The sequence below is a fragment of the Methylobacterium sp. D54C genome (genome assembly GCF_053345595.1).
The window spans coordinates 1-286 of the sequence record NZ_JBKFAK010000249.1; the positions used below are offsets into that span (position 1 = coordinate 1).

Here is a 286-nt window from a genome sequence, read left to right on the forward strand (position 1 = left end):
CCGCGGCCTCCCATCCCCTAGGCCCCGGGGGCGATTGCCACGCGGCCGCGAACCGTCCAAGGAACCGCCGTATCGATCGCACGGGATCGCGATGGCGGACACCGTCGAGACCACCCTGACCTTCGATCCGTCGATGCCTCCGGCCGGCCGGCTGGACCGGGTCGCGCCGCTGATTCGCCGGCGGGGCGCGCCGAACGGAGGCCCGTTCACGGCGAGCGGCACCTGCACCTACGTGGTGGGCCAGGATCGCGTCGCGGTGATCGATCCGGGCCCGGACGATCCGGGC

General features: G+C 73.8%; 1 pseudogene. It reads left to right on the plus strand.

The features are described from left to right. Nucleotides 1-133: 133 nt before the first annotated feature. Nucleotides 134-286 (plus strand): annotated as a pseudogene (locus ACLBYB_RS33380) (MBL fold metallo-hydrolase); the annotation flags it as partial.